The sequence below is a fragment of the Acinetobacter sp. DL27 genome, from assembly GCF_055810995.1.
Genome location: NZ_CM147947.1, coordinates 2947751 through 2973440 on the forward strand (window position 1 = coordinate 2947751; position 25690 = coordinate 2973440).

The 25690-nt window shown below is 42.3% G+C and carries 25 protein-coding genes; 9 read left to right on the forward strand and 16 right to left on the reverse strand.

The genetic code is table 11. The annotated features are described in order from the left end of the window. Positions 1 to 66: 66 nt before the first annotated feature. Positions 67 to 768: a TetR/AcrR family transcriptional regulator gene (locus tag AC0KVP_RS14195; protein WP_005400842.1), complete on the reverse strand. Its 702-nt coding sequence runs from the start codon at positions 766 to 768 to the stop codon at positions 67 to 69. A gap of 116 nt (positions 769 to 884) precedes the next feature. Between AC0KVP_RS14195 and AC0KVP_RS14200 the strand changes: the two genes are divergently transcribed. The 4 genes from AC0KVP_RS14200 to AC0KVP_RS14215 all read left to right on the forward strand — a co-directional run bounded on the left by AC0KVP_RS14200 (position 885) and on the right by AC0KVP_RS14215 (position 4757). Next, positions 885 to 2333 carry a coniferyl aldehyde dehydrogenase gene (locus tag AC0KVP_RS14200; protein ID WP_183173515.1) on the forward strand — a complete coding sequence of 483 codons (1449 nt, stop codon included), beginning with the start codon at positions 885 to 887 and terminating at the stop codon, positions 2331 to 2333. A 159-nt stretch (positions 2334 to 2492) separates the two neighbouring features. Continuing rightward, a complete protein-coding gene (rpmB, locus tag AC0KVP_RS14205) occupies positions 2493 to 2729 on the forward strand; it encodes a 50S ribosomal protein L28 (protein ID WP_000048256.1) in 237 nt (78 codons plus the stop codon). Between the two features lie 12 nt (positions 2730 to 2741). Further along, entirely contained in the window at positions 2742 to 2897 is a 156-nt protein-coding gene (gene rpmG / locus AC0KVP_RS14210) for a 50S ribosomal protein L33 (RefSeq protein WP_003654787.1), read from the forward strand. 144 nt (positions 2898 to 3041) lie between these two features. Continuing rightward, on the forward strand, positions 3042 to 4757 hold the full coding sequence (locus AC0KVP_RS14215) for a cation:proton antiporter (protein ID WP_279686733.1): 1716 nt from the start codon (positions 3042 to 3044) through the stop codon (positions 4755 to 4757). Between the two features lie 57 nt (positions 4758 to 4814). Here AC0KVP_RS14215 and AC0KVP_RS14220 read toward each other — a convergent pair whose 3' ends face one another. From AC0KVP_RS14220 to AC0KVP_RS14245, 6 genes are all read right to left on the reverse strand, one after another. Beyond that, positions 4815 to 5093 (reverse strand): hypothetical protein, encoded by a 279-nt coding sequence (locus AC0KVP_RS14220; protein ID WP_004692486.1) that lies wholly within the window; start codon positions 5091 to 5093, stop codon positions 4815 to 4817. A gap of 105 nt (positions 5094 to 5198) precedes the next feature. Beyond that, entirely contained in the window at positions 5199 to 5702 is a 504-nt protein-coding gene (locus AC0KVP_RS14225; protein ID WP_473337474.1) for a DUF6586 family protein, read from the reverse strand. Between the two features lie 75 nt (positions 5703 to 5777). Then, positions 5778 to 6140 carry an ASCH domain-containing protein gene (locus AC0KVP_RS14230; protein ID WP_062035019.1) on the reverse strand — a complete coding sequence of 121 codons (363 nt, stop codon included), beginning with the start codon at positions 6138 to 6140 and terminating at the stop codon, positions 5778 to 5780. 40 nt (positions 6141 to 6180) lie between these two features. Beyond that, positions 6181 to 6441, reverse strand: coding sequence for an RNA recognition motif domain-containing protein (locus AC0KVP_RS14235; RefSeq protein ID WP_004692489.1), 261 nt, complete (start codon positions 6439 to 6441; stop codon positions 6181 to 6183). Positions 6442 to 6539: 98 nt separating this feature from the next. Further along, a complete protein-coding gene (locus AC0KVP_RS14240; protein ID WP_473337478.1) occupies positions 6540 to 8528 on the reverse strand; it encodes an ATP-dependent helicase in 1989 nt (662 codons plus the stop codon). A gap of 155 nt (positions 8529 to 8683) precedes the next feature. Next, positions 8684 to 9838, reverse strand: a complete 1155-nt coding sequence (locus AC0KVP_RS14245) for a glycerate kinase (RefSeq protein ID WP_473337480.1) — start codon at positions 9836 to 9838, stop codon at positions 8684 to 8686. 300 nt (positions 9839 to 10138) lie between these two features. On the opposite strand from AC0KVP_RS14245, the gene AC0KVP_RS14250 reads away from it, so the two are divergent. Continuing rightward, complete coding sequence (locus AC0KVP_RS14250) at positions 10139 to 10588, forward strand: carboxymuconolactone decarboxylase family protein (RefSeq protein WP_473337482.1); 450 nt, start codon at positions 10139 to 10141, stop codon at positions 10586 to 10588. Positions 10589 to 10669: 81 nt separating this feature from the next. Here the strand turns inward: AC0KVP_RS14250 and AC0KVP_RS14255 are convergent, their stop codons facing one another. The 7 genes from AC0KVP_RS14255 to AC0KVP_RS14285 all read right to left on the reverse strand — a co-directional run bounded on the left by AC0KVP_RS14255 (position 10670) and on the right by AC0KVP_RS14285 (position 17322). Beyond that, complete coding sequence (locus tag AC0KVP_RS14255; RefSeq protein WP_348937803.1) at positions 10670 to 11239, reverse strand: HdeD family acid-resistance protein; 570 nt, start codon at positions 11237 to 11239, stop codon at positions 10670 to 10672. Between the two features lie 119 nt (positions 11240 to 11358). Continuing rightward, positions 11359 to 12117, reverse strand: coding sequence for a hypothetical protein (locus AC0KVP_RS14260; RefSeq protein WP_473337484.1), 759 nt, complete (start codon positions 12115 to 12117; stop codon positions 11359 to 11361). Between the two features lie 47 nt (positions 12118 to 12164). Beyond that, complete coding sequence (locus tag AC0KVP_RS14265; RefSeq protein ID WP_114836435.1) at positions 12165 to 12611, reverse strand: NUDIX hydrolase; 447 nt, start codon at positions 12609 to 12611, stop codon at positions 12165 to 12167. 96 nt (positions 12612 to 12707) lie between these two features. Beyond that, the gene (gene topA / locus AC0KVP_RS14270) at positions 12708 to 15350 is read right to left on the reverse strand and encodes a type I DNA topoisomerase (RefSeq protein ID WP_473337486.1); all 2643 of its coding nucleotides are present in this window, start codon (positions 15348 to 15350) and stop codon (positions 12708 to 12710) included. 36 nt (positions 15351 to 15386) lie between these two features. Next, positions 15387 to 15836, reverse strand: coding sequence for an ammonium transporter (locus AC0KVP_RS14275; RefSeq protein ID WP_004692510.1), 450 nt, complete (start codon positions 15834 to 15836; stop codon positions 15387 to 15389). A gap of 70 nt (positions 15837 to 15906) precedes the next feature. Continuing rightward, a complete protein-coding gene (locus tag AC0KVP_RS14280; protein WP_473337490.1) occupies positions 15907 to 16896 on the reverse strand; it encodes a hypothetical protein in 990 nt (329 codons plus the stop codon). A 180-nt stretch (positions 16897 to 17076) separates the two neighbouring features. Then, the gene (locus AC0KVP_RS14285; RefSeq protein ID WP_004692513.1) at positions 17077 to 17322 is read right to left on the reverse strand and encodes a SlyX family protein; all 246 of its coding nucleotides are present in this window, start codon (positions 17320 to 17322) and stop codon (positions 17077 to 17079) included. 35 nt (positions 17323 to 17357) lie between these two features. On the opposite strand from AC0KVP_RS14285, the gene AC0KVP_RS14290 reads away from it, so the two are divergent. Beyond that, positions 17358 to 19244 (forward strand): ATP-binding cassette domain-containing protein, encoded by a 1887-nt coding sequence (locus AC0KVP_RS14290; protein ID WP_473337492.1) that lies wholly within the window; start codon positions 17358 to 17360, stop codon positions 19242 to 19244. A gap of 92 nt (positions 19245 to 19336) precedes the next feature. Here AC0KVP_RS14290 and AC0KVP_RS14295 read toward each other — a convergent pair whose 3' ends face one another. Continuing rightward, a complete protein-coding gene (locus tag AC0KVP_RS14295; RefSeq protein WP_473337495.1) occupies positions 19337 to 19780 on the reverse strand; it encodes a hypothetical protein in 444 nt (147 codons plus the stop codon). Between the two features lie 730 nt (positions 19781 to 20510). On the opposite strand from AC0KVP_RS14295, the gene AC0KVP_RS14300 reads away from it, so the two are divergent. Beyond that, positions 20511 to 21449: an LpxL/LpxP family acyltransferase gene (locus AC0KVP_RS14300; protein WP_473337497.1), complete on the forward strand. Its 939-nt coding sequence runs from the start codon at positions 20511 to 20513 to the stop codon at positions 21447 to 21449. A 290-nt stretch (positions 21450 to 21739) separates the two neighbouring features. Here the strand turns inward: AC0KVP_RS14300 and AC0KVP_RS14305 are convergent, their stop codons facing one another. Further along, positions 21740 to 22849: an endonuclease/exonuclease/phosphatase family protein gene (locus tag AC0KVP_RS14305; protein WP_473337499.1), complete on the reverse strand. Its 1110-nt coding sequence runs from the start codon at positions 22847 to 22849 to the stop codon at positions 21740 to 21742. Between the two features lie 186 nt (positions 22850 to 23035). On the opposite strand from AC0KVP_RS14305, the gene asd reads away from it, so the two are divergent. Both asd and AC0KVP_RS14315 read left to right on the forward strand, forming a co-directional pair. Then, entirely contained in the window at positions 23036 to 24154 is a 1119-nt protein-coding gene (gene asd / locus AC0KVP_RS14310; RefSeq protein WP_004692521.1) for an aspartate-semialdehyde dehydrogenase, read from the forward strand. 141 nt (positions 24155 to 24295) lie between these two features. Beyond that, the gene (locus AC0KVP_RS14315) at positions 24296 to 25663 is read left to right on the forward strand and encodes a type IV pilus assembly protein FimV (RefSeq protein ID WP_473337501.1); all 1368 of its coding nucleotides are present in this window, start codon (positions 24296 to 24298) and stop codon (positions 25661 to 25663) included. The last annotated feature ends 27 nt before the right edge of the window (positions 25664 to 25690 follow it).

Genomic DNA, 25690 nt, shown 5'->3' on the forward strand with positions numbered 1-25690 from the left:
TTTAAATCAGTAAAATGAAAATCAAGCCGAGTATTCTAGCGCTTTTTACTCAGCTGTCAAAACACCTTATGGCTTATCATCCGATTTAAATGACGCCAAGCTCGAAAACAGTTCAGATGGCCCCATCGTATCCAACAAGCGCTCATACGTCTCACGACTTTCACCACGCAAATAGGCCCCTTCTAAGAACACCATTTGACGGAGAGCCTGCCAAACCCACTTTTCTTCTAATGTATTAGAGTCAGTGATATGACCCGACATATAAAGGAAGTTGGTCCAGTTGGTCAGTACAATCCATAAATTGATAATCAAGGCTTCAATTTCAGACGACGTCATTTGCATCAGACCTGCATCAACAAAGGCCTGATAGATCTTTTGTCCTTGCTGCATCACTTGTCCTGCAAAACGTGGATACATCTTGCGGAAGTCTTCATTGTTTTCAACCAAATGATAGACATCACGGTGTAAAAAGCGATAAGCCCACAACTGGCTGCTCAGCACCTGGAAATAACGAATTTTATCATTGGCATCTAACAGACGGTCATCGGGCAAAGCCAGCATCTGTAGCGTTTCGCCTTGATACTGTTCCATGAGCTCTTTGATAATTTCACTTTTATTGCGAAAGTGATAATACAAATTGCCCGGACTCATATTCAATTCAGCGGCAATATGATTGGTCGTAACAGAACGTTCTCCACGCTCGTTAAAAAGCTGCAAACTGAGTTGCAAAATACGTTCTTTGGTTTTCAACGTTTTAGTTTGAGACATCCTAAAATAACCATTCATTCAGTGCATTAGAAGACTAACACATAAAGTAACTTGACTAATTAGAGTAATTACTCTAAAAATTAAACATAAATTGAAATTTGAAATGGTAGTGCGGCATGAACAGTCAAACAAAAACAACTTCATTGACACCACATTCTTATGATATTCAGCACCTACATGATGTGCTTGAACAGCAAAAGCACGCTTATTTACGCTATCCATTGCCAACCGCAAAAGAGCGTATTGACCGTTTGGCACGACTTAAGCGTATCTTAGTTAAGTATCAAGATCAATTTGCAGAAGCAATTAATCAAGACTATGGCAACCGTTCCACCAGTGAAACCAAAATTGGGGAATTACTCACCTGCCTTGAACACATCAAATATTATAGCAAGCATTTAACCACGTGGATGAAACCCTCGAAACGTCACGTTTCCATCATTCACCAACCGGCTAAAGCATGGGTGCAATATCAACCTTTAGGTGTGATCGGCATTATTACCCCTTGGAACTATCCTTTATTACTCTCGATTGGACCCTTAATTTGTGCTTTGGCGGCAGGCAACCATGCCATGATCAAAATTTCCAGTTCATCGGGCAACTTTGGTCGCATCCTTGAAAAAGCGCTCTCTGAAGCCTTTCCTCAAGACTTAGTTTCCGTGACCAATGGCGGTGGCGCGATCTCGGATGCCTTTTGTCGTTTGGCTTTTGACAAACTGATTTTCACAGGTTCAACCAATGTCGGTAAAACCGTCATGGCTGCTGCGGCAGAGAACCTCGTTCCCTTGATCCTCGAACTTGGCGGAAAATCCCCGGTATTAGTACATCCTTCTATTCATTTACGGGATGTTGCGCAGCGGATTGCTGCAGGTAAACTGTGGAATGCAGGTCAAACCTGTGTGGCACCTGACTATATGTTCTTGCCTAAAGGTAAAACAGCCGAGTTCATTGAACACTTCCGCGAGTGTGTGGAAGAGATGTATCCCGACATTCTGCATAATCCAGACTACACCTCAATTATTAATGACCGCCAATACAACCGCTTACAAGGTTATCTTGAAAATGCACGCGAGCATGGAGCGCAGGTGGTTGAGATCAACCCAGCCCATGAAACCTTCTCCGATACACGCAAAGTGCCCCCTACACTGTTAACTGGGGTCACACCTGACATGCGTATTATGCAAGAGGAAATCTTTGGGCCACTGCTACCGATCATGGAATATGATCAAATAGACGATGTTATCGAGTTTATTAATAGCCGTCCGCGTCCACTTGCATTATACTACTTCGACTTTGATCAGGCGCGTGCAGATTATGTTGCACAGCGTACTCATTCAGGGCATTTCGGACAAAACACGGTTTTGACCCATGTCGCACAAGACGATTTACCATTTGGTGGCGTTGGTGCATCAGGTATGGGGAAATATCATGGTCCAGAAGGTTTCTTCAGTTTGTCGCATGAACGGTCAGTGATGTCGAATCCCAAGTTATATAGCTTGAAATTCATTCTCCCACCGTTTAACAAACCAATTCACAAGTTGATTTCAAAGACCCTTCTTCGCTAAATGATCAAGGCATGACCTATCGCACGGGTTCATGCCTAGTTTTAATGAAAATCGCTTGTCTTTTAAGCGCATTTTTGGTATAAAACGCCCCTTGAATGATTTCATCCGTTTACTTAATAACTAGCGCACAATCGGTGCTGTCTAGCAATGGAGTTCACCATGTCTAAGGTTTGCCAAGTTACCGGCAAGCGTCCAGTCGTTGGCAACAACGTCTCGCACGCCAATAACAAAACCAAACGCCGGTTCGAGCCGAACCTGCATCACCACCGTTTCTGGTTAGAAAGCGAAAAACGTTTCGTACGTCTTCGTCTAACTACAAAAGGTATGCGTATTATCGACAAATTGGGTATCGAGAAGGTTGTTGCTGACCTACGTGCTCAAGGTCAAAAGATCTAAGGAGTCTGAACCATGCGTGATAAAATTCGCCTAGTTTCTACTGCTGGTACAGGTTATTTCTATACCACAACTAAGAACAAACGTACTATGCCGGAAAAAATGGAAATCAAAAAATTTGATCCAAAAATCCGTCAACACGTAATCTTCAAAGAAGCTAAAATTAAATAATTTTAGTTTTTTGAAAAAAACGACCTGCTTTAGGTCGTTTTTTTTTGCTTTTTTTTCGTTCGACTTGTTAAACTTTTAATCTCTTTTGGCACCTTTTGTGCTTTGCTTCTTTTTCACCCTTAACTTTTGCTTAAGGAGTTTTTAGTGCCTCATGACGTAGATCTCATTATATTACTTGCTGTCGGTTTTGGGCTCGCGCTCATTTTCGGCTATCTTGCCGTACGCTTACGCCTTCCCCCACTCATTGGTTATCTGATTGCGGGTATCATTATTAGTCCCAATACCCCTGGTATTGTCGCGGACATTCATCTGGCGAACCAATTGGCTGAACTTGGGGTCATGTTCCTCATGTTTGGTGTGGGCATGCATTTTTCCCTCAATGACTTATTACAAGTTCGCCGCATTGCATTGCCTGGTGCTATTTTACAAATTGCTGTCGCGACCCTGCTCGGAATAGGCGTCAGTATGATCTGGGGATGGAGTTTTGGCTCTGCCTTGGTCTTCGGCTTAAGCCTGTCTTGTGCCAGTACAGTGGTATTACTCAAAGCACTGGGAGACCGTGGTCTACTCAATTCAGTCAACGGTAAAATTGCCGTAGGTTGGCTCTTAGTTGAAGATCTGGTCATGGTCTTGGTACTGGTACTCTTACCTGCAACAGCAGCTCTACTCGGTGGAGAAGCCTTTACAGGCAGTACTGATGACAACATTTGGCTTACCTTAGGCATCACCTTACTTAAAGTAGTAGGCTTCATCGCTTTTATGCTGATCATCGGGAAACGTCTCGTTCCAATGATCATGCAATTTGTCGCTCGCCTTGGTTCGCGTGAACTATTTACCTTAACCGTGGTGGCTGCTGCGGTCTCAATCGCCTTTGGTGCGTACAAAATTTTCGGTGTTTCCATGGCACTGGGCGCATTCTTTGCCGGGATGGTCGTTAAAGAGTCTGACTTTAGCCACCGTGCCGAAGAAGAAACCCTCCCTCTACGTGAAATTTTTGCCATTTTGTTTTTTGTTGCAGTGGGCATGTTATTTGACCCACGCATCTTAGTGGAACAACCGGTGCATGTGCTTGCAGTCGTTGCAATTATTATGGTCGGCAAAACCATTGCCGCTATGGCACTGGTGCTCTTTTTCCGCTACCCCATCAATACTGCCCTCACTGTCGGTGCGTCACTGGCACAGATTGGTGAGTTTTCCTTCATCTTAGCGACACTCGGGGTTTCACTTAAACTCTTGTCCTTAGAAGGGCAAAACCTAATTTTGGCAGGAGCACTCATCTCCATCACCTTAAACAGCTTTGTGTTCTCCGCAATTGAGCCTGTACAACGTTGGATTCGTGAGCGCTCGCATCTAGCACGCTTACTGGAGCGTAGTGGTGACCCACTGGCAATGCTGCCTGATGAAGTCTCACAAGACTATTTACGTGACCAAGTGGTAATTGTTGGGCATGGTGAAGTGGGCCGTCGCATTACCAAACAATTGATGGCCGAAGACATTAAAGTGGTGATTGCGGAAGAAAACCGTGAAATTGTAGAAAACCTGCGTGAAAAAGGCATTGCGGCTGTTTCTGGGATGGCGACAGACCCTGGGGTACTGATTCAAGCCCATATTCAACATGCACGCCTGTTGGTACTTTCCCCGATGGATATTTTAGATATTCATAAAATCGTGGATATTGCCAAAACCCTCAATCCTGAGATTCAGGTCTTAGTATGTGCGGAAAGCAAAGAAGAAGCCGAAGTGATTCGCCGCGATCAAATTGGTGAAGTTTATTTTGCAAAAGAGGAAATGGCGAAAAATATGAGCAATCATATTTTAAATCAAATTCAGATTGCACATCATCAAGCACCCACCCACTAACCAACCAACACTGGATACAAAAAAACGCACTGTTCAGTGCGTTTTTTCATATTCGGCTTAGCTGAAGAACTGTGGCTTTTCGTCCACCACTTCAGCCTGCCATTCGCCCACTTGTTTTTCAAGTAAGCCGTATAAAGCCGCTTGCACCATCTGCTGAGCAACGACTGTTGTCTGGTCGCCCAATAATGCTTTGAGCTCTTCATTAAACTGGATCGTGACTAAAGGCGCACTCTCCGAACCTGCGTTACGTAGTGCGAGCTCACCACCTTCAAGTTGAACCAATTCTAAAATGGCTTCTTGATTTCCAAATAATTCTTTCAATTGTTCTATAGACATATTTCCTCCATGTTCAACATGGTGGCAAAGGCAGTTGCACTTTGCTTCGCTTAGACTTATTGATATAAGGACAAATTTTCAAACTTCAAGCGTTGGTCATCGCTTTTAGAATTCAACCATCTCATTCCGAAAGCCATCGATCAACGCCGTTAAGTCTCGATGCCACTCGCGTAAAATTTTGGTATCGGGTAACCATGCCTGAGGGGTTTGAGTCACTTTAATGATCAGATTCGATGAAGTTTCTGACTCAGGTTCAGGTGTACTCGGCTCTGGCGCATACTGACACAAGCGATAAGCACGTTTTAACTCGGCAATGAAACCTTCTTTCGAGAGTTGTTCCATTACAGTCACTTCAGGCGAGACTTGGCCCTTAGCTGCCATATGCTCCTCTATGGACTTCAACGTCGGGTTTAAGTCATTTAAGCGGTAGTAACGGACCAACTCTTGTAGAAACGCAAGCACCGCGCCATGCAAGTGAAACACAGCAGCCTCACGGTAAGCCTGAGCTTGTTGCACATGATCAATTTGTTCTGCTTGTTGACATGAAAGTCGAGCAAAGTAGAGTTTTTGGTTAGTGCGATCAGCATGGTAACGGGCAACACGAGTCATGAAGGGTGTTCCTAAGTTTTGGCGTTTATAACAATTCTAAGAGTAATCTTTCTATACAGCAGTGCATAATAAAAATTATGCATGATCTATTTCAATAAAATAAATCTTTCTTTTTGCTATGACAGGCATCGAAACATGGATTGGACGTACATTTGTGAGTACCCAAGCCCAATATCCCTCTTCCCAATATGATGCCATCGCCGAATCAAGCTCATCCTCTCTCCATGAGTGAATCGACTCAACATCAACCATAGCAACAGCATACCCCAACTCTTCATCGTCCTCGTGGATTAAATAGTGCTTATTTTCCACGATAATCAAATCTTTGAGTGGCCATTGCTCTGGTCGCCAAGAACGGATCTCTAAGGTTTTATTTCCTTGAGAGATTTGTCGTCCCATCGGTGCAACAATCGATAAAGCTGGATAGAATTTTTTCATTTTATCCCATAAAAAAGGAGCATCAATTGCTCCTTTTTATTTATGCTTCTGGCTTCTCAGGTTTATCTTCCGCCTGTTTGACGCGAATACCAGTGCCATGTAAACGTAGTGTATTAAGCCCTTTAATGGCTTTAATGGCTTCACGTGCATGTGGCATTTCAACAAAAGCAAAACCTTTCGATTTACCTGTTGCTGCATCAAGGATTAAATTACATGATGCAACTGTGCCGTATTGCTTAAATAATTCAAGCAGTTCAGCTTCAGCCACTGTACGCTCTAAATTACGAACTAAAATTTTCATCTTACAACCTTCAAAAATAGGCAAAATCATCAAAAAGCAATCGCCTACGCTACTTTCTGAACATTGCACAACAAATACCACAATGTAATCTGTTTAGTTTAATCGAGATTAATCCCAAAATCTAAATTAATCGATTGACGCTCAATTAAAGCACTCTTTACCGTTTGCTGACGAGGCTTATGATGGGTTTCCATGCTACACAAATTTCGCGTCAGATCATTCAAAAAATAACTTTCGACTTTGCGCCCTTGCTCATCAATCACGTCTCGTGCCCATAGACTTAAATTTTGCTTGGTTAAAATCAATTCATTCTGCGCACGGGTCAGCGCCACATACAAGACCCGACGTTCTTCTTCGACATCATTAAAATCACCTTGGGCACGTGCATGTGGATATTGCCCTGGAGTTACATTGACGACATAACAGACCTTTTGCTCTGTGCCTTTGGCCGAGTGAATGGTAATCAGGGTGACGACATCGCTATCGGACTGTCGTTCGATTTCAGAAATCGACACAGGATCAAGCACATATTCCTCTAAGAACTCACTTAACTGGGTATGTTTAGACGCCAATTGTTTAACCAGTTCAAAGTCCCCTTGGCGGCGGTTCCAGTCTTTTTTATAATTTTCCGCCAATTGTGCTTCAATCGCCTGAATACCCAAACCGACACAAGCCTGTACTTCCTGTTTCAGTACCGTCATTTGCTTCATGATCAACACAGTTTCAGCTGGAATTCGCCCAAATTTCTCTAATTTATCAAAGATCAAATCAAACTCAGGCTCTAGTAAAAGTTGCTGAGCAAGACGGCTTGCACCCACATCTCCCACCCCATTCCACAAGGTAAGAAAACGCATCCATGCAATATCATCGAGAGGATTGGCAATCACGCGCAGCAAGCTCAGTAAATCTTTCACATGTGCGGTTTCAAGCAGTTTCATGCCCCCAATAAAGCGATAGGGGACATTGGCCGCTATACACGCCGCCTCAATATGACGTGCTGCAAAGCTAGAACGGACCAAAACCATATGATCCGACCATTTACTGCCTTGTAAGTAATGGCGCTCTTTAATGTCGATCGCAATCCATTTTGCTTCATCAAACTCATTTGGGAAAATGTGCATGCGAGGCTTCACGCCCTCACCCCGATGCGCATCTAGGCGTTTGTTATATTGAATCTCAGATTGATCGAGCAGCCAATTTGAAAGGTCTAAAATTTCTTGGGTTGAACGATAGTTTTGCTCCAATTTAAACACCTGAGCATTCGGCACACTGTCTTTAAAATGGTGAATATTTTCAAAATCTGCCCCACGGAAACCATAAATCGACTGTGCATCATCACCGACGCAGAACAGGCTCACTTTGTCTTTAAGGGGCTCAAGCAAGGCCCACTGCAAAGGATTGGTGTCCTGCATTTCATCGACCAGCATGTGTTTGCAGAGCGATGCCACATAGTCGGCTAAACCATCTGACTGGTCGAGTGCTGAGGCCACGATCGCAAGAATATCGTCATAATCTAAAAAGCTACGCGCACGCTTACGTGTCTCGTACTCTTTCATGATTTCCGCAATTTGATCTTTAAAGGCCAAATGCTCAGGATGCTGCTTTTCTAAGGCATCACTCAACTTCTGACGCGTATTTCGTGCAAAAGAATACAGATCACACAGTTCTTGTGGTTTAGGCAGCTGATTGGGATTTTTCTTGTCATCTTTCCCACGAATCAGACGAAACATCATCAGCTGATCATCACGATCAATAATTGAAAACTGCTCTAAACCAAAGGCTTTCGGTACACGGCGCAGCAGATACATACAAAAAGTATGAAAAGTAGAAGCACGCAGCCCTTTTGCCTGCTCACCTAAAGCCAGCTCCACTCGCGCCACAATTTCACTGGCTGAACGACGAGTAAAGGTTAAAATCTGAATTTGGTTGGCAGGAATCCCTTGATCAATTAGGTACGCCGCTCGTGCCACAATGGTTTTCGTCTTGCCACAGCCAGCCCCTGCGAGCACCAGACTGTGTTGCGACTCAGTCGTGGCAGCTTGTTTTTGTTGCGGGTTTAATTCATCAATTAGGCTGGCTAAACTCATAATCACTCATCAATTCGTGGATGCTGCTAGTCTAACAAATCTATGACGTCAATATGAGGCTACAGCAACGATTATCCATTTCTGTCTGAAATACACCTTCAAATCTGGGGCTAAGACCTTAGGCTCGAACCGCTTACTGCCTCAAAAATTTAAAATTAAGCTTGCTCAGTATGATTTAAAAGCAAAAGTCGAGTGATGTCCTCACAGCTGTTTTGTAAATTCTGCTCTGCGTTTTTCAATGCTGTTGCTAAATCACAGTCAGGTTCATTTATCGAAACAATTTGACTAAACCCTTCATCAAATAATGCCTCAACATCCTCTCCGACACGTCCAGCAAAGGCAATCACTGGTTTATTCAACTGCTTGGCTAACTGAGCCATCGCCCACGGCGTTTTGCCAAACTTGGTTTGGAAGTCGATACTGCCTTCACCCGTGAAAACATAATCGGCTTGCTTTATTTTCTCCGCCAGTTGAGTTTGCTCAATCACCCACTTCGCGCCAGACTGAAGCTGAGCGCCCGTAAAGGCCATTAAACCAAAACCCAGCCCTCCTGCGGCGCCTGCCCCTGCAACATTCCGTATCTGTAGATTAAGCTGTGTTTCCACCACATCTGCAAAATGACTCAAATTTTGATCCAACTGCTCAACCATCTCTGCGCTCGCCCCTTTTTGCGGGCCAAACACATGCGATGCACCCTGTGCTCCACACAGCGGATTAGTGACATCGGAGGCAATTAAAACTTGAATCTTTTGCAAGCGTGGGTCTAAAGCCTGCATATCAATCCGTTTAATATCTCGTAAATGACCACCACCAACGGGCACTTCCCGCCCTTGTGCATCTAAAAAGCGTACTCCAAGCGCCTGTGCCATGCCACTGCCTGCATCATTGGTGACACTGCCTCCAAGTGCCAAAATAATTTTGGACACACCTGCATCCAAGGCATACCGAATCATTTGCCCCGTTCCCAAAGTTGTGGTCAGGAGTGGGTTTCGCTGTGCGGGCTCAAGTAGATGAATACCATTGGCTTTGGCCATTTCAATAACAGCCGTTTGCCCGCCATCAAATAAGCCCCAATACGTTTTAACTCGTTGTGATGGCAATGGCCCTGTTACCTCACATTCGATCTTTTGGCCTGCTAATGATGTTAATAAAGCATCGACTGTGCCTTCGCCGCCATCTGCCATGGGTACATGTATACATACAGCATCAGGGATTATGTTTTTAATTCCACGCTGCATCGCCGCACAGGCCTGTTCTGCTGTCATACTTTCTTTGAATGAATCGGGCGCTAAAATAAAAGTTGTCATCATCCATAATTTTTTTAGAAAATTTAATTTATTAATAACACGATTTATAAATTTCCCGCCTGCATTTTTCTCTTTTCAATGTCCTTGGCACAGTTCGTTATCATTGAAGTTGAATACATCTCGATAAAGTTAATAGCCTCAATAATTTTTTAATTCTAAACAGAGAAGAGTTTTACTGTGCGCGTCACCAAAACGACCATCATAGTTCATTTGGTTTTAATGCATAAATTAAACAAAGTGCAAATCAGTTAGCCGATAAAATCATTACTAAACATTCAAGGCTCTTAAAAAAATAGGTGATGTATGCAACGTATTAATTTGGGAAAAGTCGCACCTGAACTGTATAAAACAGTATTAGAACTCGAAAACTTATCCATGCAAAAAGTCCAACAAGCAGGTCTTGAGATTGGATTTTCACACTTGCTGAAACTGAGAGCCTCACAGATTAACCAATGTGCGTTCTGTGTACGTATGCATACACAAGATGCCATGAAAGCAGGTGAATCAATCGAACGGATTGCCCTCATCAGTGCATGGCAAGAAAGTGGATATTTTTCTGAAAAAGAACGCGCCGCACTGATTTTAATTGAAGAAATCACACTCATTGCTCAGCAGCATTTCCCCGATTCGGCGTATCAAGAAGCAGCAAAAATCTTATCCGATGCAGAAACTGCCGCTATTGAATGGATCGCGATTGTGATTAACACGTGGAATCGTATTGCGATTTCAAGTCAATATGCCGTCAATCCGTAAACCTGCCATTCAGCCTTGCAAGTGATATAAACCACACAAAAAAAGGGAGCCTGTATGAGGCTCCCTTTTTTTAATCAGACTTTATTCAGATTGGCTTGCTGGTGGAATCTGCTTAATGGCTGCCGCTAGAGTCAGATAATTAATACCTTGGAATAAAATATCAAAAGCAAGGAATAATCCAAGCACCCAAAATGGGGCATCTGGTGTAGTTAAAATCATAATGCCTGCCAGCAGGGTTAAAACGCCAGAAAAAAGTGTCCAGCCCCAACCTTGGAATGCTCGAAATAATATTGCATTAAAGATACGAATGCCCCCTGCAAGAATCAAGAAAACTGCTAAAACACTGGTCAAGACAATGGCTGTTTTCACAGGTGTGCTAAATGCATAATAGCCCGCAACCAAATACAATACACCAAACAAAGCCCATAACCAGCGGAAGCCACCCTCAAAAATCTTAAAAGCGGCGATGAAGTGTAGAACACCACCAATCATCATCAGCACGCCAAAGATAAACACCACAGATAAGGTGGCAAAAGGCAAAGCGGCCAAAAGGATGAAACCAAACAACACCAATAAAATCCCTAAACCCAAATACCATTTACGATTTTCATGGAGTTGATGGCGAACTAAATCATTACCGACTGTTTTCATCTTCTGCTCAAGTTTGATTTTCGTTCACTTAGTTTTAACATGTTTTGCAGCGAACTTGTAGGTTTGAGTTTATCCACACTATCAATCCATGCTGTGGATAAACCTAGCATTATCCACCGTTACTTTTTCCATCCAATTTCAATCGCAGTGATCTCATTCACCAATGTTTCATCAATCGACTCAGGCATTTTACTCTGTGTTTGCGAGGTTGGAATGTGCCCGGCCATTAATTCAGCTTTGGCTTGAGGGAACAGTGGTTGTTGATTTGGATATGCATAACCCGCAGGATACATCGGCTGTCCTGTGGCTAAGTCGTATTTATCACTGGCACCAAAGGCATGTAAAAGCTCATGTGCAAGCACGACTTTGTTTTGCTCGGTTTGCTTGTTAGATGCAAATAAATTCACCGAACCGATGCGACCTTTTTGCAAAGCTGTCGAGTGTTTCAGCTCTTTATTCAGTGCTGGGTCATAATAGTTCAAATACAAAGTAACAGTTGGTGCACCATCTGAACCTTGATGGTTTTTCCATGCATAATAACGGAACTTTAAACTCCACAAGACCGTATCCAATAAGCTTGCCTGCTCAGGCACTTTCGGCGGTAGCTGTTTGAGTTCACGCCCTAGTTGAAAATAAATCGCAATCGGTTGCCCGCGATATGTCGCCGACATCTGCTCTAAATAACCTTGTACCCCTTTTAAGTTCGTAGGCGTCAATTGCTGTATATATTGCTGAGTTGTACCTTGTCCATCTGCATTAACTGGATGCAGTAATACAATAATTGGCTTACTCCAATCTTGGTTCTGATCCCGATAAGCATTCAAAGCAACCACCAATAAAATCAGCAGCAAGATTAAAATACGAAGTTTTTTCCACATCTTTGATCCCCAATTTTTAATAATTTTTTATCACAATGATCAGCACATTACGTAATTTCTAAATGTATTATAGGTTGTTGTAATACAAAGTTTTCCCAAATAAAGTCGTATAATTTTCTTTGATTTGAAAATACAGCCAAAGTTTTAGCTTCAGATAAGCTGCACCACCGATATTCAGTATGCTCATGATTCAATAGAACAGATTGGTTTTCAGCACAGAAGCCAACAAATGCGGGAATCATTTCAATCACATTCAAGCTTGGCTCATAAAACTGCTCGATGTAATCTGCACTAAATAAACGTTGAGGCTGAATGGCTGTTTCTTCTTTGATTTCGCGAAGTATCGCTTGGCTGGCGGTCTCATTTTCTTCAACCTTTCCTGCGACATGGCACCAATAATCACCTTTAACACGCTTCATCAATAACAGTTTAATTTCACTCTCAATTTTTGACAGTAAAACTGCGGATACAACAACAGAGCGAATAGGAATCATACATTAACCAGAATCTTTTTTTATTTATAGCTGTACATCATATAAAAAATGCCCACCAAAGTGAGCATTTCTTGATTATTTCTAAGCAATTAGAACTTAAGCTTCAACCCATTTTCCATCATTGAACACCAATGACCACTTGGTTTGCTTACCTTCAGGCGTTTCAGAACCAATATATTGCGCTTGATTCTTACGACTAAATTTCACCAAAGTTGGATTCCCTTCAGGGTCAACATCAGGTGCTTGCAAAATAAACTGATACTTCGGATCGAGCTGATCGGCAACACTACGAAGTTCCGAAACTTTAGGTGCACGTGTTTCACGTACTTTCGGGAACTTACTTGCCGCCAAGAATAAACCTGCTGCCCCATCACGTAATACAAAAAAGTCATCATGCTTAGTTGAACGTAAATGTTCCATCTTAATCGGGTCTACACGCGGAGGTGCAGGTTGACCACTTTTTAAGACTTTACGTGTGTTATCACAGCTTGAGCAAGCAAAATAAGGACCAAAACGACCCGTCTTCAGCTGCATTTCCCCATCACACTTATCACATGGAATGGTTGGACCATCATAACCTTTGATTTTGAACTCACCTTCTTCAAGTTCAAAACCAGCACAGTCTGGGTTATTACCACAGACATGTAGCTTACGCCCACCATCGATCACATAACTGTCCATCGCAGTTTCACAGATTGGACAGCGTTTTTTCGACATCAAATCTGCTGTTTCTGCTGCGTCATCATCAGAAAGTGCGGCAAGTGATTCAACAGGCGTTAAGTTCAACGTGCCTTTACAACGCTCTTTCGGCGGTAAGTTATAGCCAGAACACCCTAAGAAGACACCTGTGGTTCCCGTACGAATCTGCATTGGACGGTCACATTCTTTACAGTGTACTGCTTCCACCTCTACAGGTTGATTGCGGCGCATACCGTTTTCACCTTGCGCATTGGTCAGACGTTTTTTAAAGTCGCCATAGAAACTATCGAGCAACTCTTTCCAATTGCGTTCGCCATCAGCCACTTTATCGAGTTGACCTTCTAAGTCCGCAGTAAAGTCATAGTTCATGAGGTTATTGAAACTTTCATCTAAACGATCAGTGACAATTTCACCCATTTTTTCTGCATACAGACGGCGGTTCTCGAGTTTGACATAACCACGGTCTTGAATGGTCGAGATAATCGCCGCATAAGTCGATGGTCGACCAATGCCCTTTTTCTCAAGCTCTTTCACTAAAGATGCTTCAGTAAAACGTGCAGGTGGCTTGGTAAAGTGTTGCGATGGATCTAATTTTTCAAGCTTCAGGATTTCACCAACTTTCACCGCAGGCAATAACACATCATCGTCCGACTTGTTTTGACCACGGACTTTAGTGAAACCGTCAAAGACTAAGGTGCGACCTTTGGCTTTAAGCTCAACACCGTTGGCATCCACTAAAATAGTCGATGACAAGTATTCTGCTGGTGTCATTTGACACGCGACGAACTGACGCCAGATCAAATCATACAAACGTTGTGCATCACGTTCCACACCAACCAAGCTGTCGCCTTTTAACGCCACATTCGATGGACGAATCGCTTCGTGGGCTTCTTGTGCACCCGCTTTGTTACCATAGCGGTTCGGCTTAGCAGGTAGATACTTCGTACCAAACTCTGTCTCAATATGATGACGCACCATATTCACCGCATCGTCACTCAAAAAGGTCGAGTCGGTACGCATATAGGTAATAAAACCCGCTTCATACAAACGCTGCGCCAACATCATGGTTTTCTTCACAGAGAAACCCAAACGTGTACTGGCTGCTTGTTGTAAAGTGGAGGTGATATACGGTGCGCTCGGATTCACCTTGGTTGGTTTATCTTCACGTGCTGAAACTTTGTAATCTGCGTCTTTAATGAGCTTCAATAAAGCATCGGTATCGGCTTTATTGCGTAGCTTTAAGGCTTTACCTGCTTGTTTGACGGCTTCTAAACGAATCTCATCGGTCTGTGACTTGGTGTCTGCAAAAACTTGCCAGTATTCTTCGGGAATAAAAGCACGAATCTCGCGCTCACGCTCAACCACCAGTTTAACTGCGACAGACTGAACACGACCTGCCGATAAACCACGGGCAATTTTTTCCCAAAGTAATGGCGAAATCATAAAGCCGACAACACGGTCTAAAAAGCGGCGTGCTTGTTGCGCATTAACTTTATCGATATCAAGGCGTGCTGGATGCTTGAATGCATCTTGGATGGCATTTTTGGTAATTTCGTTGAACACCACACGTTGATAACGTGAGTCATCGCCACCAATTACTTCTTTTAAATGCCAAGCAATTGCTTCTCCTTCACGGTCCAAGTCCGTTGCGAGATAGACCTCATCAACTTGCGAAGCAAGCTTTTTCAGTTCAGCAACTACATGCTCTTTGCCTGGAAGCACTTCATAATGTGCTTTCCAGTCATGCTCAGGATCAACCCCCATACGATTGACCAGTGCATTTTGTGCTTTTTCAGCTTTCTGAGCATCGGTCAGTTTGGTTCGTGTTGCTGGCTTCTTTTCTGCGGTCTTACTGGAACCACCTGTAGGTAAATCACGCACGTGACCCACAGACGACTTCACAATGTAATTCGAGCCTAAATATTTATTGATTGTTTTCGCTTTTGCAGGCGACTCCACAATCACTAAAGCACGCTTTTTCCCAGCCTCAGGAGAATCTGCTGTAGTACTTTTGGATGTGGACCGAGGAGCTTTCGCCATATTAACCGTTAATCCTGTTTCAATGGGTCTGTAAAATTAAAGTTCAGCCAAAGACTGTAAATATGCTTTCATGGCATCTAACTGGGTTGCTCTTAAGTCAGAATGCTCATCCCAATAGAGTCCCACGCAGTTTGCTTGCATATCAATAGCATAAATACCCTTTAATTCAATGGGTAAATGTTTAAACTTGTCATCACCTGTAATGAGTTCAAGCTGTTGATCAACAACGCGAGCGCGCATTAAAGGTAGGCGTGCTTCTGGAATCAGGACACTGTAGTACGCCACCATGCTGGCACGGTTTTCCGAAGCCATTGGTATTTTCGTCCAGTCAGGTGCTGCGACTAAACGCGGGTGTAAACCCATCTTGCGCGCTTTATCACGCATTTCACCTAAAGCTTTTTCTCTTGGACTTACACGAAGTCCAAAAATCGAGCCGAGGATGAATAAGATGATAAATCCGACAACCCAAATTCCAGTATTTTCCATAGCACAACCTTTTTATTCCTTTATTAGAGTTGCATAAGCACAATATAAAACGCAAGTTTGAACGATAAAATTAATTTAAGAACATTTCATGACTATATAGAACTTCATGTCCATTCCAGTAAATATAGCCTTTATCGAGTAACTCTTTCAGTAACATACGTACATCTGACTTCGGAAACATTTGCTCAAGCAAATCACGTAGTGCATAGATATCTTTGGGTTTATTGGTTTTTAACTCGCGCAGTTTTTGTGCAACCTCAAGCTGTACAGGGTCAATCTGTGCAAAGTTTTTAAACAACTCTTGTTGCGCAGACTGCGTATCTACAGTTGGTTCAAGCTTATCCACGACACTGTCTTTTTGCAGTTGCTGTAGCGCTTGCTGCATGCTTTGCGGCTGTGTAATTGGGTCTTGTTCATCTAAATTCAGTGCTAACCACTGCTTCAACACTTTTTTACGAAAGCGAATCTGCTCATCATAGCGTTTGATGATTTTGAGATTAATCAACATCCCCACTACCCGCTGCGTCTTTTCAGGTACGAGTTGCAAAATATTACTTATTGAATTTTTTAGACCGTCCAATGTGTTCGGCTTACCTGACATTTCCCCCAAAGCATCACAATATTTTTTGACCATTTTTAAATAAGGCTGATTTTTGATGCGGTCTAAACTGGGAAGATGACGTTGACTTGGTACAGCTTCAGACTGAATGAGGATCAAATTGCTCTGAATATCCGAAGATTGCATTAAGTCCAAAAGTATTTCTGCTGTATTGACCGCAGAGATAATTTCAACCTGCGTCTCTGGCTCAAGCAAAGCCATTAACTGCCCCACCACCACGGCATATTCGAACTCTTTTTGCTCGGCTTTGGGCGTGTCTAAAATCACCACTTGACCACTACTGATCCAAGCAGCCAGTTCCGTCAAATCTTGCAATGCATACTCAAATTGACCTTGGCAATGAAACAAATACAAAGTCGGATAATGCTCCACAATCTCACGCAACAATTTGGCCGTCGGAACATTATTTTCAAGGTCAAGAAGAACAACTTTTTGAGTCATAGGACAGTTTTTATGGGATGCACCAGAAAGCGGGTATTAGAGTAGGAACTGCATCAAAGGTCAAATGATTTCGTCAGTCAAATCGAGCTTTGAGTTGGGTAAAACAAAAAAAGAGAGAAGACTCAGCAATATCTATAACCCACATCACAGCATTTTTTTAGCCCAAGACAGCAAATGAACTTAATAATGTGGTGGACGATCGGCCATCGGGTCAAATGTCGCAATTCCATCGGACAAATCTGAAGATTCAACACGTTGATACAAAATTTGCATTTGTTTTTTTAAATCAGCAATTTCCAGTCCTTGAATCACCAATTGTTCATTGAGCTGTTCAACTAAATCATCTAAAAATGCAATTCGGACTTGCAAATCTTCAATGGGTGCGGACAATGGCGCTTGATTATCAATATTTTGTTGTTTAGACACTTCAAGTCCTCATTTGAGATTTTTCAGGAAACATTATGGCCTATATTACTTTAAGGGATGTCCAACTTGCGTTTGGTGGACCTGCCTTGCTCGACGGCGCGAACTTTTCATTGGAGCGCGGTGAACGAGTGTGTTTAATTGGTCGTAATGGTGAAGGTAAGTCTACTTTACTTAAACTGATCGAGGGAAGTTTATTACCCGATTCTGGTGAAGTTTCTCTACAGAATGGCATCACCATTTCGATGTTAGCGCAAGACGTGCCGATGGACTCAGGCAAAGTGGCGGATATCGTGGCGGACGGCGCAGGTGAAGCCGCGGATGTACTCAGAGCCTATCATGAAGCCAGTGATGCTTGTGTACTTGGAGACATGGAAGCGTGTGACCGCATGGGTAACTTGCAACATAAAATGGATATGCTAGATGGCTGGGCTTTAGAAACCAAAGTCAATTCTATTTTAAGTAAAATGGGCCTAGACCCAGATGCCGATTTGGCCGATTTATCCGGTGGACGTAAGCGCCGTGTCTTACTTGCACGTGCACTCCTCACCCAACCCGATGTACTATTACTGGACGAACCAACCAACCATTTGGACGTTGAAAGTATTGAATGGTTAGAAAAATTTCTACTCGATCAAAATAATTTAACTTTACTGTTCATCTCGCATGACCGTTCATTTGTTGACAGTATTGCAACTCGTATTGTAGAGCTCGACCGTGGCACTTTGCGCAGTTACGAGGGTAACTATTCACGCTACCTCGAACTAAAAGCAATGCAGATGGAAGCAGAAGAAAAGCAAAATGCTCTTTTTGATAAGCGCTTAGCTGAAGAAGAAGTATGGATTCGCCAAGGGATTAAAGCCCGTCGTACCCGTAACGAAGGTCGTGTTCGTGCCCTAAAAGAATTACGTGAACAATCAAAAGCGCGCCGCTCTCAGCAAGGCAAAGTCAGCATGGCAACGCAAGATGCTAATCGCTCAGGTAAATTGGTCTTCGATATTGAACATCTCAGTGTGGCTTTTGGCAATCAAGAACCTATTATCAAAGACTTCTCTGCATTGGTGCTTCGTGGCGATCGTATTGGCCTAGTCGGTGATAACGGTGTCGGTAAAACTACACTCATCAAAGCTATTTTGGGTGAGATTGAGCATGGCGGATCAGTCAAAACAGGTACACAGCTTGAAGTGGCTTATTTTGACCAATTACGTAATGCACTTGATCTTGAAAAATCGGTGAAGGATAACGTCTCTGAAGGTTCAGATTTTGTCGATGTCAATGGTAACCGTCGCCACATCTACAGCTATTTACAAGATTTCTTATTCTCACCAGAACGTGCACGTACCCCAGTCAAAGCCTTGTCAGGTGGTGAACGTAACCGTATCTTACTGGCAAAATTATTGCTTAAGCCATCCAACTTAATCGTGATGGATGAGCCGACCAATGACTTAGATATGGTGACTTTAGAGCTTCTTGAAGAAATGCTCGGTGGCTACAAAGGTACATTGTTGTTGATCTCGCATGACCGTGCCTTTATGGACAATGTCGTCACATCGACTTGGGTGTTTGATGGTAAAGGTCATATCGATGAGTACATCGGTGGTTATCAAGATTATCTTGAACAGCGTCCAGATGACAAAGTCGTCGATCAAAAAAGTGATGTGAAAAAAGCACTTGCAAAAGCAGATGCTGCGCCTAAAAAAGCTAAATTAAGCTATAAAGATCAGCGTGCGCTAGAACAACTACCTGCCGAAATGGAAGCGCTGGAGAAAGAGCAAGCTGAAATCAATGCATTACTCGCAGATGGTTCATTATTTATATCAGATGCCGACAAAGCCATGACGTTGTCAAATCGTTTGACTGAAATTGATGAACTGTTGCTTGAAAAACTGGAACGTTGGGAAGAACTGGAAAATTTAACCAAATAATTTTTCATGAGCTCCATAAAAAACTCCGCACGATGCGGAGTTTTTTATGGCAATGTATTATTTTTTAAGAACAGATTTATATCAGCTATGATTCATTTTAATAAACCCATAGTAGGGAATAGAAAGTCTTTCAATGTTTTTATTTTTCTGTCTAATATCGGATGATCTTTTACAACTATTCTAAAACTATTTAGTTTCAATGATGCTTGATAAACTTTTACATCTTGTTTGAACTCTTTATTGAAAAATGAAATCGCAGCTATTATTTCCTTCTTATTTAGATCTTCTTCCTCTAATTTTGCTCCTAAAATCACAGATGAAATATATTCAGGAGGTATTATTTTTAATAGTGAATTAAAGTTATTAGGGTCATAATCATGAGCTAGTGTTCTGAATTCATTTTCATATTGCCAATCTTTGGATTTTACTAAATATTGATTTGTTACAAAATCTAGCATTACTTTAGCATCATCAAAAAAATTAGACGGATTTAACATTGCTAATGACAGTTTAGGAAATTCGTTTTGGTATTTCACTGGTTGCACATTAAACGCTGTATGTACTCACTCTATGGTCGGATGTGGAATCTTAAATTCAACTAAAAAACCTGTGTGACTTTGGGCATAATGCGACCACATCAACATATTCAAAGGATTATTATTAAAACAAGTTACAGATAAATTAGACTTAATGCTTTTAGAAAACCGTTTTTGTAATTCTTCATGATTCGATTGCTGGATGTCATCAAATTCTATCGATGCCAAGCAGTCATAAGGATCATTAAAACTGTCTGGATGTGTAAATTTAAGTTGAAGTTTTCTAAATAAATTGAGGACATATAGATTTGGATCAAAGCTTAAATGCTTATATAAATAATAATATTGATCATCACACTTTATATCAACAAATTGCTTTTGGTATTCATCTGTTGAAGTTTCTTACATTGTAGCAAGTAAGATATTTTCTAAATTCACCATTCTACACTAACATTTTTTACAAAGGATTAAGAAGAAATCAAAGATATGCCATCTATTATATTAAGATATAGAGTTAAAGAAATATCTTAATATATAGCTTTGAGAGTAAACAACATTTGAGCAAGTCAAAAACTAAAATAGACCTTATAAAATTTACTTTCAACATAAAATAGCAAAGGAAATAATGCTAAAAGCATATGAGCTGTTTGGAAGGCAACTTCATTTCATCCTTTAAAACTCGCTTCATGCTAAACTCGAAACATTCTTTTTTCAGCCTTTATTACAATTTATGAGTTCGAAGCCAGACTATCAACCCGGTGAATTTCAGTGGTCTTTTCTGCATCCCAAATATTGGGGCGTTTGGATTGGTATCGTCTTTCTCATGATATTGGCGATTCTTCCATGGGCAATTCAACACCGACTGGCAACCCTCTTAGGTAACCTCAGCTTTAAATATTTGAAGTCGCGACGTAAAACCACCGTTCGTAATCTGGAGGTGTGTTTCCCTGAATGGTCGGCCCAAGAAGTCCTTGAAAATGCCCGTTTAGTTTTTGTCGATCAAATGCTGGGCGTATTTGAAACGCTGAATGCGTGGTATAGCCCAAAGTGGTTTACTGGCCGTGTCAGTATTGAAGGTTTAGAATATATTCAAAAAGCACAAGCAGAAGGTAAAGGCGCACTGCTTTTAGGAACCCACTCTACTTTGCTCGATGCGGGTGGTTATCTATGCGCGCAGTATTTTGAACCAGATGTGGTGTATCGCCCACAAAATAATCCACTGCTGGATATGCTCATCTACCGCTGCCGCGCCACCATTTATGCACATCAAATTGATCATGATGACATGCGTGGTTTGGTCCGCAACTTAAAAAATGGCCATGCCATTTGGTATAGTCCAGATCAAGACTTTGGCTTAAAACAAGGTGTTATGGCGCCATTTTTTGGCGTTCCCGCAGCGACAGTTACAGCACACCGTCGTTTATTGAAAATGACCAAAGCCGCAGCCATTCCTCTGTATTTTTATCGTGATGGGGATATTAAAAACCCACAATACAAAGTGTTGATTGAACCTGCGGTGGAAAACTTACCCAGTGAAGATGAAGTCGATGATGCGACACGAGTGAATCAAATTATTGAAAATCAACTCCGTATTGCTCCAACTCAATATATGTGGTTCCACCGTCGCTTTAAAACTCGCCCTGCAGGCTATGACAAGATTTATTCTTAACAAAAAAAGAGCTGCTTAAAAAGTAGAACCCGAGTTCTGCGTCCTGCAAAACTCGGGTACATGAGGTTGTGCTTTCAACGTTATTCTTGTTTTATTCGGTGGCATTCCATACCTACATCATATCCATGATGATTTCCATCAGCTTCAACTTCCATACTGGGATAATCCATTCCCGCTCCATCTGCTGATGAGACTAGAATACGGGCATACCAAATGACTAACCATTCGTCAGATTCCCAAATCCCTGTAAGCCATATCCTACACTGATGAAATCCGAGCACCCCGTATGTTTACTGGTAATCTTTGGCAATTTTATCTGTCACCTGCTTACCTTCTCGTTCAGCTTTCTCAATCCCCTCTTGAATTGCAGCCTGTGCTTCTTGCTCATCATCTTCAGTTTGTTCAAGCTCTTCTTGCACCTGTTCAAACACCCGACCTGTTTGCAGCACCACATATACAGGGAAATGGTCTGAACCAATGTGAGCTAAACGCTGCATATGGACTAAAGCGAAATCTGAACTATGAAAGACATGATCCAGTGACCAACGCAGTAAGGGATAGTCTGCATGAAAAGTATTGACAAAATGTCTTCCGACTCGGGGGTCTAGCAGTCCACTAATCCGTTGAAAAAGTCGTGTCGTGCGCGACCACGCCACGTCATTCAAATCCCCCATCACAATGCAGCTCTCATCCAAATCTTTAATCTGATCACCAACTATCAATAATTCAGCATCACGTAAAGTAGAGTCTTTGGCTTCGGTCGGACTTGGCGGTTTCGGGTGTAAGCAGTACAGTTGTACTGGCTGCCCTGACCTTAAAATGACCGTGGCATGTATCGAAGGAATTTCATCGCTCAAAATAAACTTAACGTCAATATTTTCAAGCGCTAAACGAGTGTACAAATGCATGCCATACAAATTATCCAAAGGCACTGCAACCCGATAGGGATAGTCATCTTCCAGCTCACTCAAGGCTTGTTGCCAATGTGCATCCGACTCTAAAGTCAAAATCAAATCCGGTTGATGCTGACGAATCTGTTGCAGTAATAAGTGATATTGAGTATTGGGTGTTAGTACATTCGACACAATTAAAGAAATCTGACGTTCTGGCTGTAACTCTGTTTTGGCAACGGTTTTGACCTGCTTTTTCCATACAAAGGTATAAGGCAACACCATTTTGAGTTGGTACGCCACTGCCGCAATTAACCCCAGCAAAATCACTTCACGCACCCAATCCCAAGGCGCATCCCAAAGCAACATTAAGATAAATGCAATCAATCCCAATGCCAAAATCTGTAAGCGTGGAAAATCTGCGCCTCGAAACCACCATTCATCTCGTGGAATCAGAGACCAGAAGCTTAACCAAATCACAACACATGCCAGCAACTCAACCCAGATCATAGATACCCACTCTTATATTCTTAATTTTTTGTAGATTCATAAATTAATATCAATTTTGCATGTAACATAAACAAGATATATTGCACAATATAATTGCTGTTTTCATTGTGTAGTGCTTGCAGTTAAGCGCTCTTTTGATACACTCGAATCCCCCTTTTAATTTTTAATGCACCGAGGCAAAGTGACATGAAAGTAGGTCTGGTCGGTTGGCGCGGGATGGTTGGTTCCGTCCTTATGCAACGTATGGTTGAAGAGAATGATTTTGCTCATTTTGAGCCATTTTATTTCTCTACCAGTAATGCAGGCGGTGAAGCGCCTGCGTTTGGCGGTAAAACTGCCCCAGCACTTATGGATGCATCAGACATTAACAGTCTGAAGCAAATGGATGTCATTATTACCTGCCAAGGTGGCGACTATACCTCAGAAGTTTTCCCGAAGCTTAAAGCGGAAAACTGGACAGGCTATTGGATTGATGCGGCATCTACACTTCGTATGGAAGATGAAGCCATCATCGTGCTTGACCCTGTCAACATGAACGTGATTAAAGATGGTTTAGTGAACGGTACCAAAACATTCGTGGGCGGTAACTGTACAGTTTCACTGATGCTGATGGGCTTAGGTGGTTTATTCCAAAACAATTTAGTGGAATGGGCAACCTCGATGACTTATCAAGCAGCATCGGGTGCTGGTGCGCAAAATATGCGTGAACTGATCTCTGGTATGGGCTATTTGTACAACAACACCAAAGATTTGTTAGATGACCCACGCTCTCCAATTCTAGATATCGACTCTAAAATTGCGGAATTACAACGTGGCGAAGGTTTCCCTTCAGCAAACTTTGGCGTGCCATTAGCAGGCTCACTCATTCCTTATATCGACAAACAATTAGACAGCGGTCAGTCGAAAGAAGAATGGAAAGGTCAAGTTGAAACCAACAAGATTTTGGGCAACCAGCAAATCGTTCCGATTGACGGTCATTGTGTGCGTATTGGTGCGATGCGTTGTCACTCTCAAGCTTTAACATTAAAGCTCAAGAAAGACGTGCCTCTCGATGAAATCGAAGATATGTTACGTAGCGCAAACCAATGGGCAAAAGTGGTTCCAAATACCCGTGAAGCATCTATGACGGACTTAACACCTGTGGCTGTAACAGGCACATTAACAGTTCCTGTTGGTCGTCTACGCAAATTGAATATGGGCAAAGAGTACTTAGGTGCTTTCACTGTCGGTGATCAATTGCTTTGGGGTGCTGCGGAACCCTTACGTCGTATGCTCCGTATCCTGATTGACTACAAAAATACTTAAGCATTTACCCGCTAAAGTATTAAGCCGATCACACTTGATCGGCTTTTTTTTGTAACCTCAATGTTAACGTTTTACAAATAACACACAACTCGCTAATCTATAATTTTCGCTTTGCGATCTGTGACCGAGCTAAAGATTAAGATGACCGTAAATAACAAATTAAAGATAGCCATTTTAGCCATTATTGCTTCTCAAAATGTGAATGCGATCATTGTTGATCCTATTCAAATTCAGTCTGCACCTGGGGAACTGTTGTATGCAGAATTGAACTTTCACGATGCCGATCCGAATGCTCCGATTCAAGCCAGTCTAGCCAGCGCAGAAGATTTGATGTCTCTTGGCGTCATGCATCAACCGCCCAGTAATCTGAACTTTTTTACCCGTCGTACCAGCGCCAGTACAGGTGTGATTACGATTACCTCTTCACGCCCTTTAACTGAAGCGGAACTGAACATTATCGTCAAAATCAAAGAAGGCAATGCGGCACGGCTACAACATATTAAAACAGCCAATAAACGCTCGGCAGCACTTCAAGCTCGTACAAATAATAATGAAAAAGCGTTAAAACCAGTGGTGATTGTCAACGAAAAAGATATTGCGCTGAACTTACCTGTCAGCACACAATTCAATAGCTTAAAAACAACAGCTGCGCCAACGACAAACACAACCCCCCTTAAACTCAATAACCATACCCCACCAAGCATGAGTGCGACCGCTATTACAGCGCCAACGCAAGTTATTTCAGTAGCCTCTACGCAAATTGCAGCAGCTGCTCAAACATCAACTCCACGTGTTGAACCGATTACGCCAGCGAAAAAATCGGCAGATCCGTTGGTGCAAAAGTACGCCGATTCAGTTCAAAAATCAGATGCGCCAATTTCAGCACAGGCTAACCCTCAAGCTACTCCATCAACAGCAAAAACAACACCTGCTGCCCCTGCAACTACTGCACGCCAAGCCACACCTCAAAGTGCCCATGTAGTTCGGTCGAATGAATCTCTATGGGGCATTGCATCGCGTATTGCCGCTGAAGAAAACCGTCCTGTCAGTGAAGTCATGCAACAAATTAAAGCCAAGAATGAACATGCCTTTATTCAAGGCGACGTAAACCGCTTACGTCGTGGTGCAAACCTCAATTTAACGGGTCTGCAAACAGCCAAATCAGAACAAAAAGTCTCCGTTTCATCACTTCCAAAACAAAGCTCACAGCAATCTGGCAAGGCGAAATACCGCCTCAATCAAGCCGAGATGAGTTTGGTTGCGGAGAAAGAGCAAGATTCAAGCCACGGTTCTGCAAAGAAGTCGACAGAAAAGAATCAAACATCAAATGAGTTGTCATTAAAAGTTATGACATCCCGTGAAAAAACCGTTAAATTACAGAGAAACGTAACACAATTAGAAGTGGTACTTAATCAGAAAGATCAGAGAATTCAATTACTAAATGCTCGTCTTGCACAATTGCAACAACAATTGAAAGCACAACAAACTGAGAAAAAGCCAACACACTAAAGTGTTATTTTGATTATTTGATTTTGG

Excerpts from the sequence above, each read along its gene's own strand:
- AC0KVP_RS14230 (WP_062035019.1), bottom strand. The coding sequence starts at position 6,140 with ATGAAAAAATTCTATCCAGCTTTATCGATTGTTGCACCGATGGGACGA.
- rpmG (WP_003654787.1), top strand. The coding sequence starts at position 2,742 with ATGCGTGATAAAATTCGCCTAGTTTCTACTGCTGGTACAGGTTATTTC.
- AC0KVP_RS14250 (WP_473337482.1), top strand. The coding sequence starts at position 10,139 with ATGCAACGTATTAATTTGGGAAAAGTCGCACCTGAACTGTATAAAACA.
- AC0KVP_RS14225 (WP_473337474.1), bottom strand. The coding sequence starts at position 5,702 with ATGACTCGTGTTGCCCGTTACCATGCTGATCGCACTAACCAAAAACTC.
- AC0KVP_RS14305 (WP_473337499.1), bottom strand. The coding sequence starts at position 22,849 with ATGATCTGGGTTGAGTTGCTGGCATGTGTTGTGATTTGGTTAAGCTTC.
- rpmB (WP_000048256.1), top strand. The coding sequence starts at position 2,493 with ATGTCTAAGGTTTGCCAAGTTACCGGCAAGCGTCCAGTCGTTGGCAAC.
- AC0KVP_RS14195 (WP_005400842.1), bottom strand. The coding sequence starts at position 768 with ATGTCTCAAACTAAAACGTTGAAAACCAAAGAACGTATTTTGCAACTC.
- AC0KVP_RS14255 (WP_348937803.1), bottom strand. The coding sequence starts at position 11,239 with ATGAAAACAGTCGGTAATGATTTAGTTCGCCATCAACTCCATGAAAAT.
- AC0KVP_RS14280 (WP_473337490.1), bottom strand. The coding sequence starts at position 16,896 with ATGACTCAAAAAGTTGTTCTTCTTGACCTTGAAAATAATGTTCCGACG.
- AC0KVP_RS14220 (WP_004692486.1), bottom strand. The coding sequence starts at position 5,093 with ATGTCTATAGAACAATTGAAAGAATTATTTGGAAATCAAGAAGCCATT.
- AC0KVP_RS14260 (WP_473337484.1), bottom strand. The coding sequence starts at position 12,117 with ATGTGGAAAAAACTTCGTATTTTAATCTTGCTGCTGATTTTATTGGTG.
- AC0KVP_RS14265 (WP_114836435.1), bottom strand. The coding sequence starts at position 12,611 with ATGATTCCTATTCGCTCTGTTGTTGTATCCGCAGTTTTACTGTCAAAA.
- AC0KVP_RS14235 (WP_004692489.1), bottom strand. The coding sequence starts at position 6,441 with ATGAAAATTTTAGTTCGTAATTTAGAGCGTACAGTGGCTGAAGCTGAA.
- asd (WP_004692521.1), top strand. The coding sequence starts at position 23,036 with ATGAAAGTAGGTCTGGTCGGTTGGCGCGGGATGGTTGGTTCCGTCCTT.
- AC0KVP_RS14315 (WP_473337501.1), top strand. The coding sequence starts at position 24,296 with ATGACCGTAAATAACAAATTAAAGATAGCCATTTTAGCCATTATTGCT.
- AC0KVP_RS14245 (WP_473337480.1), bottom strand. The coding sequence starts at position 9,838 with ATGATGACAACTTTTATTTTAGCGCCCGATTCATTCAAAGAAAGTATG.
- AC0KVP_RS14290 (WP_473337492.1), top strand. The coding sequence starts at position 17,358 with ATGGCCTATATTACTTTAAGGGATGTCCAACTTGCGTTTGGTGGACCT.
- AC0KVP_RS14240 (WP_473337478.1), bottom strand. The coding sequence starts at position 8,528 with ATGAGTTTAGCCAGCCTAATTGATGAATTAAACCCGCAACAAAAACAA.
- AC0KVP_RS14275 (WP_004692510.1), bottom strand. The coding sequence starts at position 15,836 with ATGGAAAATACTGGAATTTGGGTTGTCGGATTTATCATCTTATTCATC.
- AC0KVP_RS14200 (WP_183173515.1), top strand. The coding sequence starts at position 885 with ATGAACAGTCAAACAAAAACAACTTCATTGACACCACATTCTTATGAT.
- topA (WP_473337486.1), bottom strand. The coding sequence starts at position 15,350 with ATGGCGAAAGCTCCTCGGTCCACATCCAAAAGTACTACAGCAGATTCT.
- AC0KVP_RS14300 (WP_473337497.1), top strand. The coding sequence starts at position 20,511 with ATGAGTTCGAAGCCAGACTATCAACCCGGTGAATTTCAGTGGTCTTTT.